Here is a 14,881-nt window from a genome sequence, read left to right on the forward strand (position 1 = left end):
CGCCGCTGCAATCCGCAGCCGGGCCACAGAGAGGAGAGACCGATGGCCGACACCACGACCCGACTGGACCTGCCTTACATCCTGCCCGCCCAGGCGCAGAAGCACGTCACGCATAACGAAGCCCTGCAGAGACTGGACGCTGTCGTTCAGCTGGCGATCGACAGCGAGCGCAGCGATCCGCCGGAGAGCCCCGTCGAAGGCGAGATCCACTGGATCGGCGGCCCGGGTGTCGGCGCCTTTGCCGGACGAGACGGCATGCTGGCCGCGCGTCAGGATGGTGTCTGGACCTTCATCGCCCCACAGGCCGGTTGGCAGGCGGCCTTCCGGGACAGCGGCTCCTTCATGATCTTTGACGGCAGCGAATGGCGGGTTCCGGCCCTGCCGGACGAGCTCCATGCCGACCGGCTTGGCATATCCGGCACGCCCGATGCCTATAACCGCCTGCTGGTCCAGTCGCCGGGCAGCCTGTTCAATCACGCCGGCGGCAGCCACCGGATGAGCATCAACAAGGCGGCGACCGGCGAAACGGCCAGTCTGATCTTCCAGTCCAACTGGCAGGCCCGCACCGAAATGGGCCTCGCCGGCGAGGACCGCTTCTCCTTCAAGATGTACGGCGACGCCACGGGCTGGCGGCAGGCCATCGCAATCTCGCCGGAAGGCTATGTCCACCATGACCAGCGGCCGCTTGCCCGCGCAGCCCTGTCATCTGCGACCTTCACCCCCGCCGCCGGCAGCTTTACCGGCTTCGATACCCTGCATCTGGCCGGCGGCGACATGGCGCTGGGCACCACCCTCTCCTCCGGATACGGGCGCCGCCTGGTGGTCCCGGCCTCCGGCTATTACCTGCTGGCACTCACCGCGACCGCAGACGATGCAGCCCATACGCTCCATGTCAGCCGCAACGGCACCGCCGACATCGCGAGCCACAGCGGCAGTGCCGGCACCTCAAGCACAACCGCCCTCGCCTTTCTCGATGGCGGCGATACGTTGACCCTTCGCCACGCCAACGCGGCCCAGTACCAGTTCGGTTACGGGCGCACCGAGCTTTGCGTCTACCTGCTGTGAAGACCGGGGTGGCAACATGCAAAAAAGGCGCCCGGGATGGGGCGCCTTTCAAAACGACGATTGCTGACAGGGTTCAGAGCAGCCGATAACGACAGGCGCGCGCCACCGCCTGCATTCGGTTGACCGCTTCGAGCTTGCGCATCGCGCTCTTCAGATAGCTGACAACGGTATGCGTCGAAATATCGAGAATGATGGCGATCTCGTCGCTGCTCTTGCCGGCGGCAGACCAGCGGAGACATTCGATTTCGCGGGCCGAAAGCTTTTCCTTCGGCCCCGGCCGAGGCACCACGGTTTCGGCGCCGCTGTCGAGCAATTCCATGGCAGAGAGCTGCATCATCGCCAGTTCGTCACGGCTGGGTCTCGTCGGGCGTCCGGAATAAACGAGAATATACTGCGACTGATGACGGTCATGCAGACCAAAGGCGAGATGGCCTGACGGTGCATGGAGCTCGAAGAGGGCCGAGATCGGATTGCGCGCTTCGGACGCCGCATTGCTCAAAAACAGATTTTCCACCGAAAAGACGGGCAGTACCGTCTGCTTCAACCGCTGCACCAGGGCACTGCCAGCGAAAACCTCTGCCTGCTCATAGGCCAGACGCAACTCGTCCGGCCAGGTAACGACCAGCAGATTGGCGGCAAATTCCGGGCTGTCAGCCTTCGGAAAGCGCGCGAGAAGACAGTGGGTGAAGCCGTAAGAGCGGCCAAGCGCGACGAGATCCCGCGCGAAAGCGCCAGAGCTATCGGCATCGCTGCGCATCAGGTCGGCGTGATCGCCCAGATCGTGGCGACGCGCCACTTCAGTCGGCCTAAACATCGAACTCCTTTCGACCGGATGAACGTCCGGTCGGGACTTGGCTGTGTCTGAACAAAGAATCGTTCCGATACGGAACAGGTATCAGTCGGGCCTGTCGCCGATCTTGCGGGTAAATTACCGTCAGCAAGGGGAGAAAAAGGATACCGACCGCCGAAACGTACATGGCCCGAGGCATCCTGGGCGCTCTCATCGCACGAATGTCTCGCAGCGAGTAGCCGGCGCGCATGCATAACACCCATGCAACTGCCGCAAGTTTACGCAGCGTAAGGCGGAAATGCCGCGAATCTCGGCCAGAACCGCACAGAGAAATTATTATCAAATGCTTACAACCTGCTTAGGCAAATTTTAAAGCATCGCTCCTAGTATGCGGCTGTGTGGTCTTGAGTTTGTATAGAGAGTCCAATGACCGAAATGATCCGCCCACGAGTTAAATATGTCATCGGCCCCGATGGCAGCCCCCTGACCATTGCCGATCTTCCGCCGGCCAACACACGCCGCTGGGTGATCCGCCGCAAGGCAGAGGTTGTCGCGGCCGTGCGTGGTGGCCTGTTGAGCCTCGAAGAGGCCTGCGAACGTTACACGCTGACCGTAGAAGAGTTCCTGTCCTGGCAGTCTTCCATAAATGATCACGGCCTGCCGGGCCTGCGCACCACGCGAATCCAGCAATATCGCCATTAATCTGTTCTGTGCCGGCCTGTCCGGCGCGCTTTAGATTTTCAGAAAAAGACCCATCACAGAACCGGCATGGCCCCGCCTGCCGGTTTTATACATCTCTCGGAGCGGCCTTCGGCCATCTGTGCAGCACGGCCGCCATCAGACTCGATCCCGCATAAAACCACAGACCCGGTTGGGAGAAGGCCTGCGCCAGTCCGCTGGTCTTGGTAGCGAAGACCACGATTGCGACCAGCAGCACATCCATCATCGACCAACGCGACAGATGTGGCACCACCCGCCCGACCCAGCCGGGCCCACCATTTCGATCCTCTGAAAGGCTTTCGGCGGTGACCAGCAACAGCTTGGCGATGGGAAAGACGATCGAGACCAGCCCGACGAGGACTGCAAGGAACATGTTCCCGCCCGTCCACAAGGCGGCAACGATGCCGACAAGCGACGCATCGCTTTTCAGGACATAGAAGCTCTCGAACCGCATCAGCGGCAACGTCACTCCAAGCGCCAGAAAAGCTGGCGCAAGAACCAGCAGCAAGGCTTTCGACCAGATCGACAACAAGCCTCTCCACGCTGAACGCTGTGTCACGAGCCGGAACATTGGCGCCGGCAGAAGCCCGATGTTAAACAGATGCCAGAGTTTGCGGCAACAGGAGGGCCAAGAGATGCAGATCACCAGCGAGGACAGAGGCACCGGCGGTCGCTATCTCGGCCATGTCGACGGCGTCGCGGAGCCGGCGGAAATGACGTTTTCCCGGGCATCACCGACACTGATCATCATTGATCATACACAGGTCCCCGATGCCCTACGCGGCAAAGGTGTCGGCCAGGCGCTCGCAGAACATGCGGTCGCCGAAGCAAGAACGGGCGGCTGGAAGATCATCCCCCTCTGCCCTTTCATGAAGGCGCAGATGGATCGTCACCCCGATTGGAACGACGTGCGCAACAGCTGACGACCGCGGACGGCAGATCTTGAACGCATGAAGGCGGGCGCAGGCAAAGCTGCGACCGCCTTTTTCATAGTCTCAACCGGCTTAAACCGTCGTCGGTTCAGGCCCGAACACGCATCTGGCCGTCACGCTCTTCGAGCGCCGAGGCCTTCTGGTATTCCGCTTCTGCCTCTTCCAACGCCAGTTCTGCTGCTTCCTGCTGGACTTTCAGTTCCCGGATCGAGACCTGAAGATTGTCCGCGCGCTGGCGAGCAGCCTTGGCGAAGGTGGGATAGGCGAAATGATTGGGATCCGTGATGCCGGACTTTTTCTCCTCGATGCCGATCTGAGCTTCGAGCTCTTTCGCCATCCGTTCGAACTCCGCCATCATCGACTGCAACTGCTGCAATTGCCGACGCTTTTCGGTGACCTGAAAACCTTTCAGGCGAACCAGGCTCTCACGCGACTTCATACGCAATACTCCCGTGATGCGAGACCCCCCGCCACACTTGCTACTCAACACGCCGACCGCGAACCGTCCAAAAAAAGTCTGCGGCGTTAACAAAAAGCTACCCTTGGTAACCTTTCGTTTACGGGCATCGTTAATGATAAGGCGGATCACTTAAGGGTCAGTAAATGCCAGCGCCGGAAAACGGCACATGACAATGATGAGTCAAATGAATCGGTTACGGGTGAAACCTGAGGCGCAGATTCAAGTGTGGCGATGACCGAAACACATGCAAAATCATGGGGCTGAAATCTTTGCTTAATAAATCCGATACACCTTGCCAGAGGGAATCAGAATTTGTTAACCATTTGGTGGCAGCCTGCAAATCAGGCAACGACTGGATCCGTATCGCGTAGGGGGACATCTCGACCTTTCGGCGGCGGTAAAGGGGATAAATATGCGGGTTCTACTCATCGAAGACGACAGCGCGACCGCTCAGAGCATCGAACTGATGCTCAAATCGGAAAGCTTCAACGTCTACACAACCGACCTCGGCGAAGAAGGTGTCGATCTCGGTAAGCTCTACGACTACGATATCATTCTGCTCGACCTTAACCTCCCCGACATGTCCGGCTACGAGGTGCTTCGCACGCTCCGCCTGTCGAAGGTAAAGACCCCGATCCTCATTCTCTCCGGCATGGCCGGCATCGAGGACAAGGTACGCGGTCTCGGTTTTGGTGCCGACGACTACATGACGAAGCCCTTCCACAAGGATGAGCTCGTTGCCCGCATTCACGCGATCGTCCGTCGCTCCAAGGGTCACGCCCAGTCGATCATCATCACAGGTGAGTTGATCGTGAACCTGGATGCCAAGACCGTCGAAGTCGGCGGCCAGCGCGTCCACCTGACGGGCAAGGAATACCAGATGCTCGAACTGCTCTCGCTGCGCAAGGGCACGACGCTGACCAAGGAAATGTTCCTCAACCACCTCTATGGTGGCATGGACGAACCGGAACTGAAGATCATCGACGTCTTCATCTGCAAGCTGCGCAAGAAGCTTGCCAATGCCGCCGGCGGCGCCAACTACATCGAAACCGTCTGGGGTCGCGGCTACGTGCTGCGCGAGCCCGATGGCGCGGAATACATGGAAACGGCCTGATCCGTCTCCCCGCATACGTTGCCTCGAAAGGCCCGCATCACCGATGCGGGCCTTTTGCGTTTGATCTGGAATCGAGACCCCACCCTACCCGAGCATTCACCGGGCAATGAAAAAGGCGGCTACCCGAAGGTGCCGCCTATGAACGTATCTGGAGTTTCGGGTAGATGGCCCCTCAGGCCGCCATTGCCTTGTCGCCGAAAGTTGCCGTCAGGATCTGGCGATCGAAGGGCTTCAGCAGGAAGTCGTTGGCGCCAGCGCGCTTGCCGGCCATCATTACCTTAAGCTCCGCCTCGATGACGCAGTAATAGATCCGCACGTCCTTGCCGTTCGGCAGAGCGCGCACATTGGTGATCAGATCCAGCGCATCGTCCATGGCAGCATCAACGATCAGGAAATGAGGCAATTCGCGCTCGCAAAGCGCAAGCGCTTCCCGACCGCTCGACGCATCCGCAACCTGGAAGCCGAGTTCCGCAAGGATCTTGCGGCCCACTTTGCGAACCACGTCCGAGCCGTCTGCAATCATGAGGCGCTTCATGGCCGTTTCCTCTCCCGTTGACGGGCAAATAGTCTTGCTGGAAGCACCTTATGCCACAGCGCCTAAGGAACCGTTACCGCTTGGAACCGGTGCCGGTCCCGAAACGGGACATCGTTCAGACAACCTCGGCGGTGAAAGCGATCTCGCCTTCGCTCGGCACGCATTTCAGCTCCATGCCGGCCTCATCCGCGAGAAGGACCGTGTAATAGGGCTGGATCGTATGGGCATCGACCGCCTCTTCCAGGTGGCCGGACAGGATCTCCTGGTATTTTGGCGGAACGCGCAACATGCGCCCCTTGGCGACGATCTTGAACTTCGCATCGGTTTCCGGATTTTCCAGGGTGATGTCGAGCGAACCGCCGCGCGGGATTGCGCCATAGGCGACCAAAAAGAGGTTGAGCAGCAGCTTGACCCGGTTCTTGGCGATGATCGCGCGCGGGCCGTTCCAGGTGATTTCCGTCTTCTTTTCGGCTGCGGCGAAATCCTTGGCCGCCTTTTCCGCCTCGCCGGTATCGATAGACGCGCCGACCGAGCCGGAGGCACCGAAGGCGAGACGGGCAAACTTGAGGCGAACCGAGGCATTGAGCGCGCTGGTCCGGATCAGGTCCATCGCGTCGGCATCGGCGCCGCCCTCGTCTAGCAGTTCCAGACCGTTGTTGATCGCACCGACCGGCGAGATCACGTCATGGCAGACGCGGCTGCACAAAAGGGCCGCGAGATCGGGACCCGCGAGCGTGAGATTGGGGTTTTTCGCCATGGTCATCTCCAGAAGAGTGTCGTCGGTTGCGCAGCGGTCAAGCAGGAACATGGGGCTGCAGCATCACCGGATTCCGTGTCGGCCATAATGACACCATATTTGGTAAACCGATTATTAAGATGATGCTCGCTAGGTTTAATTACCCCCATCGGAGAAGCCGAATCCATCGACTTCACATCAAGGAGGCTCCATGCGTCACCTGACAATCCGCACCTTCCCCGCCGCGCGGCTCTTCCTCCTCGGCATGTTTGTTCTGTCCGGACTGGCCGCAGCCCCCCGTCCGGTCCAGGCGGCAGGCGAATACACGATCCAGGAAGTCGTCGACGCCGGACACGGCTTCTTCGGCGAGACCAGTGGCGCCCTTGCCAAAGTCATCGAACAGGCTTTCGAGCAATATGGCCTGCCAAATGGTTACATCCTCGGCCAGGAAGGCTCCGGCGCACTGATCGCGGGCCTCACCTACGGCGAAGGCACGCTTTACACCAAGAATGTCGGCCAGCACGACGTCTTCTGGCAGGGCCCCTCGCTCGGCATCGACTACGGCGGCAATGGGACACGCGCCATGATGCTGGTCTACGACCTGCCGAATGTCGACACGCTCTATGCCCGCTATGGCGGCGTCAGCGGCTCGGCCTATATCGTCGCCGGCGTCGGCATGACGGTCCTGAAAAGCCGCGACGTGGTGCTGGTGCCGATCCGCACCGGCGTCGGTGCCCGCCTCGGTGTCAATGTCGGCTATCTGAAGTTGACCCGCACCCCCACCTGGAACCCCTTCTGACATCACACCAGGGAACTCAGGCTCACGCAAGTTGGTTCTGCTCTGTCGTTAGGCATAGTGCGAGATTCCGGTGCTCCCCCGGCAGGCAACCTTGCCGGGAGGAGGCCACCATGATTAAATATGTCCTAACGCTCATGCAAACGCTGTGGCCCTGCCGTGATTGAATATACCCTACTGTTCGGAATGGGATTTATGGCCGCGGCGCTCCTCGCGATGCTGCTGGCGCCTGCTATCCATCGCCGCGTCGTCCATTATACAGAGAACCGCCTGAAGGCGACGATGCCGCTGAGCCCTCAGGAGATCCGGGCTCAGAAGGACATGGTGCGCGCGCTCTACGCCGCGGAAAACGCCAAGACCCAGCACGAGCTCACCCGTGAGCGCGAAAAGGCAATCGCGCTTCGCCTTCAGAACGAGACGCTTGCAGCGGACGCTGGTCGCCTGGTCGCCGAGAATCAGGATCTGCACACCCAGATCAATGAAATGAGCACGGAAGCCGCCGACTTGCGCTCCGGCTTGCGCCGCGCCGACCTCGACGTCGCGACCGTCCGCGAAACGCTGCGGCGGGTCGAGATCGCCACCGCCGCCAAGGATGTCGAGCTGGAGGAGCGCGCACATCGCATCGGCCGGCTGGTGAGCGACATCGATCACATGCGCATCGAGGCCATGAGCCGCGACACCGAAATCGACACGCTGAAGACACGCATCCAGTTCATGCGCGACGAGCGCGAGGAACTGCGTCGCGAGAACAAGCTGCTCGTCAAACGCGCCAAGGACGCCGAAATCCGCCTGGCACAGGAAGAGCATAAGGTGCTGAGGCTTGAAGACAGCCTCGCCCGGGATGCTGCCGACCGGGCCGATACCGGCTCGGCTCTGGAGCGCCGGCAGCGTGAACTGGCAGACCTCAAGGCCAAGCTGAAGAGCGCCAACGCGCAGCTCAGAACTGCCCAGCGCAGCCTCAAGCAGGCGGGCCTGCCTCTGCCCGACATGACGGAGGACACCATGCCCGATGACCTGACACCTGCCCCGCGCCTCAGCCCGGACCTTCTCGAAAGTGATATCCGCCATCGCCAGACGGCCCTGACCGAACGGCTGCTGAAGGCAACCTCCTCCGCCGAAGACGATGAACTGCGCGAAGAATTGGGCGACATCGCCGCCAAGATGATCCTGCTGACCTCCATGCGCGAAGGCTCCGGCGAAGGCGTAACTCCCCTGGGCGACCTGATCACCCAGCCGACGCGCAGCCCGAATGCCCCGCGCAGCCTGGTCGACCGCGTGATGGCGCTGGACCCCTCTGTCGGCAGAACGGCCAGCCAACCTTCGCCGGCGGAATAATCGCTGAATTAGCCCAGCCGCCCCATGGCGCGGGCGATTGCGTAAAGCGCAATTCCGCTCGCCGTACCGACATTGAGGCTGTCCAGCCCCGGTGCCTGAGCAATCCGGGCCGAGCGGAAGCGGTTGAGGATCGCCTCCGGCAGCCCCTCGCCTTCGGTGCCCATGACCAGGGCCACGCGCCGGCCAGGCGCAATTGCACCGATCTCGACCTTGCCCGCCGGCGACAGCGCCCAGATTTCAAATCCCGCTGACGCCAACGCGCCCAACAGCTCCTCGGCTGACCCTTGCCGGCCATAGGGCATTGTCAGCACTGAACCGACCGAGACGCGCAACGCCTTGCGATACAGCGGATCACAACAGGTTTCGTCGAGCAGCACCGCATCGGCGGTAAAGCCAGCGGCGTTCCGAAACAGCGAGCCGATATTGTCATGGTTGGAAATTCCGCAGCCGACCAGCACCAGCGCGTCGTTTGGCAGCGAGGCAATCCGCTCCGCTATATCAGGCGGTGGCAACCGCCGTCCAAGGGCCAGCACCCCGCGATGCAAATGAAAGCCGGCAATGGCATCGAGAACGGGCGCTTCCGCGATGTAAACAGGGATGTCGGCCGGAAAGCGCTCACGCAGTTCGGAAAGTCCGGCGAGCCGGTTCTTCAGGATCAGCAGCTTTTCCGCAACCACATCCCCGCCGGCCGCTTGCGCCTTCGCGAGCATCGACAGCACCACCGTGCCCTCGGCAATGAACTGCCCATGGCGGCCGGTAAGATCGCGCTCGCGGATGTCAGTGAATTCGGCAATCCGCGGATCGGCGGGATCGGTGATCTCGATCGGGGTCCCGCCGGCCATGGACAGTTACTTTTCCGACAGCGTGACGTCGGCGATGATGCGGCCGAGCGAAAGATCGAAGATGAACGTCTTCTTGACGCCAGCGGTCTCTCCGAGGATCAGCATCTGGCTGCCCGAGAGCGAGGCTGAGAGAACCCGGAAGCCGGCCGGCAGATCGGCCGTCATCGATAGTGGCTGGCCCGACGGCACGGCAAAGGGCTGTGCGACCGTCGCGGCAGGCGCAGTTCGTCCGTCATCTCGCGTCAGCTTGTAGCCGATGGCGACCAGTACCGCGAGGAACAGCACCGCCATGATACCGCCGGAGACCAACTGCAGCTTGATCATCTTGCGGCGCACGTTTTCCATCGCGGGATCCAGCGGCTTTTCGTCCTGTTCGTCGTCGAGATGGGTCATGATCGCGGTCGGTCCTTTAGAAGCTTCACGGTCGTATCCACAGTGTCCCTCGCGGGGCAACGGGAGCAAAATCATCCGGCAATCGATTGTCGAAAGCGCCGGTCTGTGCCACATGGCAGGAAAACCGGGCCGCACCGTCGGTCGAGGAAAGACGGAATGACACGATGAGCGCCCCCTTTACCGAAAGCACTGCCGCAAGAAAAGAGCTGATTGCCGATGCGGATGCCGCAGGCCGCATCGACGCCTGGCTGACAGCGGCGCTGGGGGCAGAATTTTCCCGCAACCGGGTGAAGGCACTGATCGAACAAGGCGCCGTGCAGGTGAACGGCGTGCTGCTGGATTCGCCCAACCGCAAGATCAAGACCGGCGACGTCGTCGTCATCGACCTGCCGGCGCCGGAAGACCCGCAGCCGAAGGGCGAGAACATCCCGCTCGACGTGCTCTATGAAGACAAAGACCTGATTGTCATCGCCAAGCCGCCCGGCCTCGTCGTCCATCCGGGTGCGGGCAACTGGCACGGCACGCTGGTCAATGCGCTGATCTACCACTGCGGCGACAGCCTGTCCGGCATCGGCGGCGTCAAGCGCCCAGGCATCGTCCACCGCCTCGACAAGGACACATCAGGTGTCATGGTCGTCGCCAAGAACGACATCGCCCATCGTCACCTCGCCGACCAGTTCGCCGACCATGGCCGCACCGGCCCGCTGGAGCGCGCCTACCGCGCCGTGGTCTGGGGCCGCCCGCGCACGCTTGCCGGCACGATCGATGCGGCCCTCGGCCGCTCCGGTGCCGACCGCACCAAGCGCACGGTGAAGCGCGAGGACACCGACGATGCTCGCGAGGCGATCACCCATTACACCGTGCTGGAGCGTTACGGCGAAAAGCCGGATGCCACCTGCCTCGCCTCGCTGGTCGAGTGCCGCCTGGAAACCGGCCGCACCCATCAGATCCGCGTCCACATGGCCCATATCGGCAATCCCCTGATCGGCGACCAGGAATATGGCGCGGCCTTCAAGACCAAGGCCAATCTTCTGCCGGAAGACGCCAAGCGGGCGGTGAGCAAGTTCCACCGTCAGGCCCTGCATGCCTATCTGCTCGCCTTCGAACACCCGACGACGGGTGAGACCATGCACTTCGAAGCCCCAGTCCCGGCCGATCTGCAGAAGGTCATCGACGCCTTGAAGGCGATCTGACGACGGCGGGCGGACCGCTTAAGCGATCGACCGGCACCGCAGCGTCCGGCGCCACCACGTGACGTGCCAGGAGAACGTGACCGATCACGGCGGCGAGAACGATGACCCCGCCGATCAGCGTGGTCGGCGAAGGCTGATCGCCCACCACCAGCCAGACCCAGAAAGGCGCAAGCGGCGCATCCAGCGCTCCGATCAGCGCCGATTCCACCGGCGGCACGTCCCTCGCCCCCAGAGTCAGCAGCAGGAAGCCCAGCGAAAAGGCCAGCACCCCGAAGCCGAGAACCACCAGCAGGTCATGGCCGGATGCCGCAAAGGGCGCCGCAAAGGGCAATGCGAGGGCAGCACTCATAAGGCAGGAAACCACCGTACAGGGCAGCGCCGGTTTATCGGGATGACGGCGGATCAGCACCGTCCAGAGCGCCACCATGCCGGTCATGGCGAAGGCCAGCAAATCGCCGAGAAGCGTGCCTTCCTCGCCACTGCCGATCATCACCACCACCCCTGCCATCGCCACGCCGCTGGCGACCAGCGCCGGCCGACCGGGTCGCTCGCCGAGCAGCAGATAACCGAGACCGGCGGCCAGAAACGGACAGGTGGCGAAAATGATCGCAACATGGGCGACGGAGGTCGTATAGAGCGCCCCGATGAACAGCACGGCGCAGGCGGCCGATGTCGCACAAATGAGGAGACCCGCCCAGCCGAGTCGGGCAAAATCCTCCACCACCTGCCCCCGTGCCGTCCCGACGAGGCAGAGAAGAAGGAACAGACCTGCGATCGTCCCGCGCAGAAAGAGCAGCGTCGGCCCGTCGATCGATACGAGCCGCGTCATCAGCCCCGCCGTGGACAGCGCCACCGTCGCGGCCGTGACGGCAATTAGCCCTCGCGAATAGGAGGAGATGGACATGCGGCGCACCTTCTGAAAGACATAAACTATAGCCCCCTTGTAGCAGACCCCAACTGCCACCGGGACGTCATCAGGCGACGTTACTCGACGTGTTCGATTATCTCGGATTCCGAACACACCGTCACGCTCTCGTGAGGGAACGCAAATCTTGTATCGCTGTTTTGCCATACTTATCTGTCATACGGATTTCTGTGGGATAGAGAGATCCACGGAGATGGGACTCGCCGGTTTTCAGGGAGTCCACGAAGAAAAGGGGGTGCTATATGGCCCGCAACAGTCTGCCTTCCATCACCGCCGGCGAAGCCGGTCTCAATCGCTACCTGGACGAGATCCGCAAGTTTCCGATGCTGGAACCCCAGGAAGAATACATGCTTGCCAAGCGCTATGCCGAACATGGCGACCGTGAAGCTGCCCATCGCATGGTGACCAGCCATCTGCGCCTCGTGGCGAAGATCGCCATGGGCTATCGCGGCTACGGCCTGCCGATCGGCGAAGTCGTCTCGGAGGGCAATGTCGGCCTGATGCAGGCCGTCAAGAAGTTCGATCCGGAACGCGGCTTCCGTCTGGCGACCTATGCCATGTGGTGGATCAAGGCCTCGATTCAGGAATACATCCTGCGCTCGTGGTCTCTGGTCAAGATGGGCACGACCGCCAATCAGAAGCGTCTCTTCTTCAACCTGCGTCGGCTGAAGGGCAAGATCCAGGCCATCGAGGAAGGCGATCTGAAGCCGGATCAGGTGGCCGAGATCGCCACCAAGCTGAACGTGTCCGAGGAAGAAGTCATCTCGATGAACCGCCGCCTGTCCGGCGACGCCTCGCTGAACGCGCCCTTGCGCGCTGCCGAAGGCGAGAGCGGTCAATGGCAGGATTGGCTGGTTGATGACCACGAAAGCCAGGAAGCCGTGCTCATCGAGCAGGACGAGTTGGAAACCCGCCGCCGCATGCTGCAGCGGGCGATGAGCGTCCTGAACGATCGCGAACGTCGCATCTTCGAGGCGCGTCGCCTGGCGGAAGACCCGGTGACGCTCGAAGAGCTTTCCGCCGAGTTCGACATCAGTCGCGAACGCGTGCGCCAGATCGAGGTGCGTGCCTTCGAAAAGGTCCAGGAAGCCGTTCAGAAGGACGCGATGGAACGGGCCAAGGCGCTGAGGGTCGTCGAGGCTTAATGCACCTGATCCCCTTCGCTACACAGTCTGAGCCGCCCGAGAGATCGGGCGGTTTTTTGTTTCTCGAACACCTTCTGCGTCTATTCCGTCGCCAGTTGCTGACGCGAAAAGAGGAAGAGCCCCAGCGCAAACAGGATGACACACCATCCGACGAGGATCACCAGCCCCGCAACGCCCGCCATCGGCGACCCACCGGTGAGTATCCAGTCCCGCAACCACCCAGCTGCATAACTCGGGAGCGGCAGGCGGTCGGCATCCGCGCCGAGATAGAGCTGCAACACCGTTGAACCGATTGCGAGCAGAAATGCCGGGATCACGGCAGCGATCATCGAGCGGAAAATCACCACGAGCGTCGTCACAAAGGCGACGAGCACCGCCAGTTCCAGAAGAGCGCAGATAAAGGCGGCAACAAGCGTTAAGAAGGATTGGCCGGAAAGCATGACAAAACCGGCGCCCTGGCCTTTGGCAACAGACAAGACGAGATTGAGCGCCATGTCGCCGAATGCTGCCAGCAGCAGCCCGAGTGCAAGCCACGTAATGCAGGTCAGGACCTTCGCCGTAAACAGCGACGCTCGACCGTGTCGCGGCACCAGAAGCCGCCACGTTGCCTGGCGATAATCGAGAAAGAACACGGAGCCGATGCCGATGGCATAGATCAGTTGCCCGATCGAGTTCCCGGACAGGCTGAGGCTCTTGGCGGCCGAGAGGAATAGGTCGACATCTCCGCTGGTTTGCCGCCCCATGCGGACAAACAGCAACCCTTCGATGATTAGCTTGAACAGCAGCGCCACGATCGGCACGGCGAGGAAGCCCCAGAATAGGGTCGACGGCTGGCGGCGAAGCTTCAGCATCTCACTGGACAACAGCGCTCTCATCGGCCGGCCTCCCGCGTCTGCGACAGGAAGATGGTTTCCAGATCGGGCTTCACCCATTTCGCCTCATGGATGCGCATGCCTGCAGCCGAGAGTGATGCGATCAAATCGGGCACCTGCTCCCTTTCGGTCCGCACGTAAATCCCGCCATCGCCCGCCTCCGCCTGTGCGCCAAGCCGTTGGAGCAGCACATCAGGCGTGTCCACCGAGATCCAGAAGCGCCCATCCCGGTCGAGCATGTCGGCGACGGCACCCTCTGCCACCAACCGCCCATGCTGCAGGATCGCAACGCGGTCGCAGACCCGTTGTACTTCGTCTAGGAGATGGCTGGATAAGAGCACAGTCAGGCCGTCGCGATGGGCAAGCTCACCGATCAGCGCACGCATTTCCAGGATGCCGTCCGGATCGAGCCCATTGGTCGGCTCATCAAGGATGATGGCCTCCGGCTGCCCGATCAGCGCGCAACCAATGCCCAGTCGCTGCTTCATGCCAAGAGAAAAGCCGGACACGGTTTTGTCTGCAGCCTGCTCCAGGCCGATACGTCGCAGGATCGGTTCGACGAGCGGCAACGTGTTCGTAAAGCGCCCCAGCATCTGCAGATGCTCACGGGCACTAAGGAAGGGGTAAAAGCTCGGGGTTTCGATCAGCATGCCGAGACGGCGGCGATTTGCGGTGCCCGCCGCCTCGCCGAAAATCCGCACCTCACCCCGATCTTGCGTCAAAAGTCCCGCAAGGATCCTGAGCAGCGTACTCTTGCCGGCACCATTCGGCCCCAGCAGACCGTAAACCGCGCCCTTGGGCACGCCGAGACTCAGGCCGTCCAGCGCCTGCACGGACACGCCGCTCCGCCCGAACCGTTTTTCGATGGAGACGAAGGTAATGGCCGAATCTGGAGCCGGATGATCCGCCGGACGTTCACGCAGGTCTCCGGCAATCGATGTCATCGGCTCTCTCCTTTTGCCAGCCTGCGGCCCGGAAATCGAGCGCGAGCAGGACGCGGTCTTGTCGCCCTGGCAGGGACACCTCAG

The 14,881-nt window shown here is 61.7% G+C and carries 18 protein-coding genes; 8 read left to right on the plus strand and 10 right to left on the minus strand.

The window, feature by feature from the left end; genetic code table 11:
- Positions 1–42: 42 nt before the first annotated feature.
- Positions 43–1,065 carry a DUF2793 domain-containing protein gene (locus tag FJQ55_RS13970; RefSeq protein WP_140828766.1) on the plus strand — a complete coding sequence of 341 codons (1,023 nt, stop codon included), beginning with the start codon at positions 43–45 and terminating at the stop codon, positions 1,063–1,065.
- Between the two features lie 73 nt (positions 1,066–1,138).
- Here FJQ55_RS13970 and FJQ55_RS13975 read toward each other — a convergent pair whose 3' ends face one another.
- Positions 1,139–1,879, minus strand: a complete 741-nt coding sequence (locus FJQ55_RS13975; RefSeq protein ID WP_140828768.1) for a helix-turn-helix transcriptional regulator — start codon at positions 1,877–1,879, stop codon at positions 1,139–1,141.
- A 402-nt stretch (positions 1,880–2,281) separates the two neighbouring features.
- Here FJQ55_RS13975 and sciP point away from each other — a divergent pair, with 402 nt between their 5' ends.
- Complete coding sequence (gene sciP / locus FJQ55_RS13980; protein ID WP_006725852.1) at positions 2,282–2,557, plus strand: CtrA inhibitor SciP; 276 nt, start codon at positions 2,282–2,284, stop codon at positions 2,555–2,557.
- Positions 2,558–2,642: 85 nt separating this feature from the next.
- Here sciP and FJQ55_RS13985 read toward each other — a convergent pair whose 3' ends face one another.
- Positions 2,643–3,146, minus strand: a complete 504-nt coding sequence (locus FJQ55_RS13985; RefSeq protein ID WP_140828769.1) for a paraquat-inducible protein A — start codon at positions 3,144–3,146, stop codon at positions 2,643–2,645.
- Between the two features lie 64 nt (positions 3,147–3,210).
- Here FJQ55_RS13985 and FJQ55_RS13990 point away from each other — a divergent pair, with 64 nt between their 5' ends.
- The gene (locus FJQ55_RS13990) at positions 3,211–3,498 is read left to right on the plus strand and encodes a GNAT family N-acetyltransferase (protein WP_140828771.1); all 288 of its coding nucleotides are present in this window, start codon (positions 3,211–3,213) and stop codon (positions 3,496–3,498) included.
- A gap of 97 nt (positions 3,499–3,595) precedes the next feature.
- On the opposite strand, the gene FJQ55_RS13995 is transcribed toward FJQ55_RS13990, so the two are convergent.
- A complete protein-coding gene (locus FJQ55_RS13995) occupies positions 3,596–3,946 on the minus strand; it encodes a flagellar export protein FliJ (protein ID WP_062279749.1) in 351 nt (116 codons plus the stop codon).
- A gap of 433 nt (positions 3,947–4,379) precedes the next feature.
- Here FJQ55_RS13995 and ctrA point away from each other — a divergent pair, with 433 nt between their 5' ends.
- Positions 4,380–5,081 (plus strand): response regulator transcription factor CtrA, encoded by a 702-nt coding sequence (gene ctrA / locus FJQ55_RS14000; protein WP_054148338.1) that lies wholly within the window; start codon positions 4,380–4,382, stop codon positions 5,079–5,081.
- Positions 5,082–5,253: 172 nt separating this feature from the next.
- Here the strand turns inward: ctrA and FJQ55_RS14005 are convergent, their stop codons facing one another.
- Together FJQ55_RS14005 and chpT are read right to left on the minus strand one after the other, a co-directional pair.
- Positions 5,254–5,616 carry a response regulator gene (locus FJQ55_RS14005; protein WP_140828773.1) on the minus strand — a complete coding sequence of 121 codons (363 nt, stop codon included), beginning with the start codon at positions 5,614–5,616 and terminating at the stop codon, positions 5,254–5,256.
- Between the two features lie 115 nt (positions 5,617–5,731).
- The gene (gene chpT, locus FJQ55_RS14010; RefSeq protein ID WP_140828774.1) at positions 5,732–6,373 is read right to left on the minus strand and encodes a histidine phosphotransferase ChpT; all 642 of its coding nucleotides are present in this window, start codon (positions 6,371–6,373) and stop codon (positions 5,732–5,734) included.
- A gap of 244 nt (positions 6,374–6,617) precedes the next feature.
- Here chpT and FJQ55_RS14015 point away from each other — a divergent pair, with 244 nt between their 5' ends.
- Positions 6,618–7,151, plus strand: a complete 534-nt coding sequence (locus tag FJQ55_RS14015; protein WP_244474763.1) for a DUF1134 domain-containing protein — start codon at positions 6,618–6,620, stop codon at positions 7,149–7,151.
- Between the two features lie 192 nt (positions 7,152–7,343).
- Entirely contained in the window at positions 7,344–8,483 is a 1,140-nt protein-coding gene (locus tag FJQ55_RS14020) for a coiled-coil domain-containing protein (RefSeq protein WP_167507707.1), read from the plus strand.
- An 8-nt stretch (positions 8,484–8,491) separates the two neighbouring features.
- Here FJQ55_RS14020 and FJQ55_RS14025 read toward each other — a convergent pair whose 3' ends face one another.
- Together FJQ55_RS14025 and FJQ55_RS14030 are read right to left on the minus strand one after the other, a co-directional pair.
- On the minus strand, positions 8,492–9,325 hold the full coding sequence (locus FJQ55_RS14025) for a TrmH family RNA methyltransferase (RefSeq protein ID WP_140828778.1): 834 nt from the start codon (positions 9,323–9,325) through the stop codon (positions 8,492–8,494).
- 6 nt (positions 9,326–9,331) lie between these two features.
- A complete protein-coding gene (locus FJQ55_RS14030) occupies positions 9,332–9,718 on the minus strand; it encodes a hypothetical protein (RefSeq protein WP_140828780.1) in 387 nt (128 codons plus the stop codon).
- Between the two features lie 164 nt (positions 9,719–9,882).
- Between FJQ55_RS14030 and FJQ55_RS14035 the strand changes: the two genes are divergently transcribed.
- Positions 9,883–10,911, plus strand: coding sequence for an RluA family pseudouridine synthase (locus FJQ55_RS14035; protein ID WP_140828782.1), 1,029 nt, complete (start codon positions 9,883–9,885; stop codon positions 10,909–10,911).
- Here the strand turns inward: FJQ55_RS14035 and FJQ55_RS14040 are convergent.
- Entirely contained in the window at positions 10,886–11,815 is a 930-nt protein-coding gene (locus FJQ55_RS14040; protein WP_161596987.1) for a DMT family transporter, read from the minus strand. The two genes, FJQ55_RS14035 and FJQ55_RS14040, sit on opposite strands and share 26 nt — an antisense overlap.
- Positions 11,816–12,078: 263 nt before the next feature.
- Here FJQ55_RS14040 and rpoH point away from each other — a divergent pair, with 263 nt between their 5' ends.
- The gene (gene rpoH, locus FJQ55_RS14045) at positions 12,079–12,981 is read left to right on the plus strand and encodes an RNA polymerase sigma factor RpoH (RefSeq protein ID WP_140828786.1); all 903 of its coding nucleotides are present in this window, start codon (positions 12,079–12,081) and stop codon (positions 12,979–12,981) included.
- A gap of 80 nt (positions 12,982–13,061) precedes the next feature.
- Here the strand turns inward: rpoH and FJQ55_RS14050 are convergent, their stop codons facing one another.
- The gene (locus tag FJQ55_RS14050) at positions 13,062–13,856 is read right to left on the minus strand and encodes an ABC transporter permease (protein WP_140828788.1); all 795 of its coding nucleotides are present in this window, start codon (positions 13,854–13,856) and stop codon (positions 13,062–13,064) included.
- Positions 13,853–14,797, minus strand: a complete 945-nt coding sequence (locus FJQ55_RS14055) for an ABC transporter ATP-binding protein (RefSeq protein WP_140828790.1) — start codon at positions 14,795–14,797, stop codon at positions 13,853–13,855. The genes FJQ55_RS14050 and FJQ55_RS14055 overlap by 4 nt, the downstream gene beginning before the upstream one ends.
- Positions 14,798–14,881 lie beyond the last annotated feature (84 nt).

This window comes from Rhizobium glycinendophyticum, assembly GCF_006443685.1.
Classification (GTDB): domain Bacteria; phylum Pseudomonadota; class Alphaproteobacteria; order Rhizobiales; family Rhizobiaceae; genus Allorhizobium; species Allorhizobium glycinendophyticum.

Coding starts and splice junctions, on each gene's coding strand:
- FJQ55_RS13970 (WP_140828766.1), top strand. CDS start 43: ATGGCCGACACCACGACCCGACTGGACCTGCCTTACATCCTGCCCGCC.
- FJQ55_RS13975 (WP_140828768.1), bottom strand. CDS start 1,879: ATGTTTAGGCCGACTGAAGTGGCGCGTCGCCACGATCTGGGCGATCAC.
- sciP (WP_006725852.1), top strand. CDS start 2,282: ATGACCGAAATGATCCGCCCACGAGTTAAATATGTCATCGGCCCCGAT.
- FJQ55_RS13985 (WP_140828769.1), bottom strand. CDS start 3,146: ATGTTCCGGCTCGTGACACAGCGTTCAGCGTGGAGAGGCTTGTTGTCG.
- FJQ55_RS13990 (WP_140828771.1), top strand. CDS start 3,211: ATGCAGATCACCAGCGAGGACAGAGGCACCGGCGGTCGCTATCTCGGC.
- FJQ55_RS13995 (WP_062279749.1), bottom strand. CDS start 3,946: ATGAAGTCGCGTGAGAGCCTGGTTCGCCTGAAAGGTTTTCAGGTCACC.
- ctrA (WP_054148338.1), top strand. CDS start 4,380: ATGCGGGTTCTACTCATCGAAGACGACAGCGCGACCGCTCAGAGCATC.
- FJQ55_RS14005 (WP_140828773.1), bottom strand. CDS start 5,616: ATGAAGCGCCTCATGATTGCAGACGGCTCGGACGTGGTTCGCAAAGTG.
- chpT (WP_140828774.1), bottom strand. CDS start 6,373: ATGGCGAAAAACCCCAATCTCACGCTCGCGGGTCCCGATCTCGCGGCC.
- FJQ55_RS14015 (WP_244474763.1), top strand. CDS start 6,618: ATGTTTGTTCTGTCCGGACTGGCCGCAGCCCCCCGTCCGGTCCAGGCG.
- FJQ55_RS14020 (WP_167507707.1), top strand. CDS start 7,344: ATGGCCGCGGCGCTCCTCGCGATGCTGCTGGCGCCTGCTATCCATCGC.
- FJQ55_RS14025 (WP_140828778.1), bottom strand. CDS start 9,325: ATGGCCGGCGGGACCCCGATCGAGATCACCGATCCCGCCGATCCGCGG.
- FJQ55_RS14030 (WP_140828780.1), bottom strand. CDS start 9,718: ATGACCCATCTCGACGACGAACAGGACGAAAAGCCGCTGGATCCCGCG.
- FJQ55_RS14035 (WP_140828782.1), top strand. CDS start 9,883: ATGAGCGCCCCCTTTACCGAAAGCACTGCCGCAAGAAAAGAGCTGATT.
- FJQ55_RS14040 (WP_161596987.1), bottom strand. CDS start 11,815: ATGTCCATCTCCTCCTATTCGCGAGGGCTAATTGCCGTCACGGCCGCG.
- rpoH (WP_140828786.1), top strand. CDS start 12,079: ATGGCCCGCAACAGTCTGCCTTCCATCACCGCCGGCGAAGCCGGTCTC.
- FJQ55_RS14050 (WP_140828788.1), bottom strand. CDS start 13,856: ATGAGAGCGCTGTTGTCCAGTGAGATGCTGAAGCTTCGCCGCCAGCCG.
- FJQ55_RS14055 (WP_140828790.1), bottom strand. CDS start 14,797: ATGACATCGATTGCCGGAGACCTGCGTGAACGTCCGGCGGATCATCCG.